The sequence below is a fragment of the Desulfonatronospira sp. genome (genome assembly GCA_003563255.1).
Lineage (GTDB): Bacteria > Desulfobacterota > Desulfovibrionia > Desulfovibrionales > Desulfonatronovibrionaceae > Desulfonatronospira.
Genome location: PWSL01000142.1, coordinates 1 through 3,255, shown reverse-complemented (window position 1 = coordinate 3,255; position 3,255 = coordinate 1). Strand labels below are relative to the sequence as shown.

At 56.2% G+C, this 3,255-nt stretch carries 3 protein-coding genes; 2 read left to right on the top strand and 1 reads right to left on the bottom strand.

Features of this window, described 5'->3' with window-relative positions:
- Nucleotides 1-1,943 (top strand): cation-translocating P-type ATPase (locus tag QZP87_RS03935; RefSeq protein ID WP_291321615.1); only part of this gene is annotated, 1,943 nt, incomplete at its 5' end.
- A gap of 114 nt (nucleotides 1,944-2,057) precedes the next feature.
- Nucleotides 2,058-2,381, top strand: a complete 324-nt coding sequence (locus tag QZP87_RS03930) for an HMA2 domain-containing protein (protein ID WP_291321614.1) — start codon at nucleotides 2,058-2,060, stop codon at nucleotides 2,379-2,381.
- A gap of 462 nt (nucleotides 2,382-2,843) precedes the next feature.
- Here QZP87_RS03930 and QZP87_RS03925 read toward each other — a convergent pair whose 3' ends face one another.
- Complete coding sequence (locus QZP87_RS03925) at nucleotides 2,844-3,143, bottom strand: hypothetical protein (protein WP_291321613.1); 300 nt, start codon at nucleotides 3,141-3,143, stop codon at nucleotides 2,844-2,846.
- Nucleotides 3,144-3,255 lie beyond the last annotated feature (112 nt).

Genomic DNA, 3,255 nt, shown 5'->3' with positions numbered 1-3,255 from the left:
GCAGCCACATATACACCTCCCGGGGTGAAAGCAGTCACACCCAGGCTCGGGAAAGTATCTGCGGCACTTCAACATGCTGCTGCGCCGGGTCTCAGGATGAAGCTGTTTTTAAAAAGGCGGTCAGGTTTGCCGCAGTCTCGGCCGTACTGGGAGCTGTGCTCGTACAGCGCTGGATTCTTGGCCGGGCGGTGCTTCAAACTGTCAGCAGCCCTCTCGGGGTGGCTACTGTGGTTTTGAGCCTGCCGTTGCTGCGTTCAGGGATCTCTTCTCTGTCCCAGGGGCAGCTAAGCAAGGACGGGTTTCTTGCTGCCGGCAGCCTGGGATCCGCTGTCGCCGGGGAGGCCCTGACCTCTCTGGAGATATTGTGGATTGATTCAGGAGCCGAGCTTCTTTCCGCCTGGATCGCCGGACGATCCCGCAAAAGCATTGCCGGAATTCTGGAAGCAACTTCTCATCATACTTTTGTCCTGGAAGACGGGGTGGAAGTGGAAAGAAGTGTTGATGAAGTACACCCGGGAGACGTTGTCGTCCTGCACACCGGCGAGAAAATCTGCGTTGACGGCGTGATTGTTTCCGGACAGGCCCTGGTGGATGAGGCACCACTGAACGGCAGGGCCGAGCCTCAGCTAAGAAAGGAAAAACACCGGGTCCATGCCGGAACTTTTGTGCATGAGGGAGTGGTGCACGTACAGGCTGAGCAGGTGGGAGACAAGACTTATCTGTCCAGGGTGATGCATAAAGTTCAGTGCAGCCTGGAAGACAGGGCACCCATTGAGGGTGCCGCCGATGCCCTGGCCACCAGGCTGGTCAGGATGGGTGTTGCAGCTACCCTGGTCACCGGTCTGGTCACCTGGAATCCCTGGCGGGCCTTTACAGTACTTCTGGTCATGGCCTGCCCCTGTGCAACCGTCCTTGCGGCCTCAACCGCTGTCAGTGCCGCCCTTAATGCAGCTGCATCCAGAGGCATTCTCATCAAAGGCGGGCGCTATCTTGAAGAAATTGGAAAATGCGACGCAGCCCTTTTTGATAAAACCGGCACCCTGAGTACGACTCACCCTGTTTTGCAGCAGATTATCACTTCTGAAGGAACTACAGAGCAGGAACTTTTGCAGATGGCCGTTTCATCAGAGACCCACAGTCATCACCCTCTGGCCATGGCTATAATTCATGAGGCCCGTTCCAGGGGAATCAATCCGGACCACCATGAGGTCTGCGAAAATCATCTGGGCATGGGCATCAGGGCTGTTATCCACGGCCGGGAGGTGCTGGTGGGTAATGCTCGCTTGATACGGATGTTCAAGGCTGATGCCTCTGCAATGCGCCAGCTGGCGGAAGAGCTGAAGAGTCAGGGCCTGACTGTCCTTTATGTGTACCAGGACAAAGAGCCGGCAGGGCTGCTGGCTTTTGCATCAAAGGTCCGCCCTGAAGCGAAAAAGGTCCTTGAAGCCCTGCGCCGCATGGGTGTGAAGCGCTTTGCCATGATAACCGGGGACGAGGAAGAATCAGCAGCTCACCTGGGACGGGCTCTGGGCATAACTGAGTGTTACTGCGGGATAATGCCGGGGGACAAGGCTGAAATCGTGGACAGTTTCCGGGAAAACGGCAGCCGGGTGCTCATGGTGGGAGACGGCATCAACGATGCTTTGGCCCTGGCCCGGGCCGACGTTGGAGTGGCAGTAGGCACCGCCGGGTCCGAAGTAGCTGTTGAGGCGGCGGATATCGCCCTGGCCCGGGAGGGGCTCGAAGCCCTGGAGCAGGTATACCTTCTGAGCCGCCAGACCATGCAGACTGTTCAGCAGAATTTCTGGATCGCCACTGGTTCCAATGTGCTGGGAGTATTTGCCGGGGCCATGGGTATTTTGACACCGGTAACGGCAGGGCTGGTGCACGTGACCCACAGCCTTGGAGTGCTGGCCAATTCATCGCGGTTGTTGAAAAAGTAGTACTTGCATTTTTTTGAAAGCTGGTTGGGCGGCAATAAATGAGTTTGAGTCATATTCAGTGTGCAATAAAATTTATCAAGCCATTATATGATAATGACAATCGGAGTGCATATCATGTTTGATTTTGAAACTTTGGCCCGGCTGCGCAGTTATCTCAGGGTAAAGCATCATATTCCAGGCCGGATAAGGATCGGTTTTGATCCTGAAATAGCAAACCAGCCGGAGGCCAGAAAGCTCGGCGCATCCAGTGACTCTCTTCCTGACGGTATACTGGGCGTCAGGTTGAATGTGCCGGCCAGATCCGTGGTCATCGAGTATGATTCACAGCGCATTTCCCCGGACCATCTTCAGGAACTGGCTCAGACCGATAATGATGCGCGGGCCGCGGAGATAGTTCAAGAGCTTTACCAGATACTTACAAAAAACGTAACTGTTTAGCGCTGTTAAGGAAAGCAGGGGACAGGCACTCCGGGACCCACTTGAGCCTCATTTTGTGCTAAAATGACTCTATTTCCGGGACAATCACGCTTCAGGCGTGACGGAAGAGCCAGTCCCCCTGCCACATGCAAAGCGCTAAACAGATACAAAAAACAGTTGAGATTGCTGACGAAAACCGGCCCGGGGACTGTTTCCGGGCCTGCAGGACGGTTATTCAGCCCCATGAATGGTCATGTTTTAACCCGACTGTGAACCTTAAAAGTTAAAGGAGGATAATTATGAGCTATCAGGAACATGTATCCATGGAAGGCTATGGCCAACAGCCGGGTTCAGGCCCTCAGGCCGGAAACGGCGGTCCACAGCAGGGACAGGCCGGAGAAGGGCCTGCCGGTTATGGGGGTCAGTCCCCTGATGCGGCTTCTTCATGCGCATGCGGACATCATGAGGGAGGTCCAGGCAACTCTACAGGTCCTGCCACCCCTCCTCCCATGGGGGAACCCGGCATGGGTTACGGGCAGCAACATCCCGGCTCATCCGGTCCCGGGCAAGCCATGAATCATTCACCAGGCCAGGGTTGCGGGCAGGATATGCAGCAAGGACCGGGTGCTTTTTACGGCCAGCCCCATACACCGCCTTATTCACCAGGACAGCAGCCGCCCCACGGCGCACACAATACTCCACCATACGGTGCCGGCCATGCTCCGCCTTACGGGGCTTATAACCAGCATCCTCAGGGAAATGCCCCGGGATCCATGCATGCACATTCCCATCCTGGACAGTCCGGCCCTGGACATCAAAACCCGCATCAGCCTCATGCCCATCCGGGACATCATCTGCATGGAGCCCCCGGTTACGGTCCAGGCCCGGCATACGG

Bases quoted from the DNA above. Each gene is read 5' to 3' on its own strand.
- QZP87_RS03930 (WP_291321614.1), top strand. From the start codon at position 2,058: ATGTTTGATTTTGAAACTTTGGCCCGGCTGCGCAGTTATCTCAGGGTA.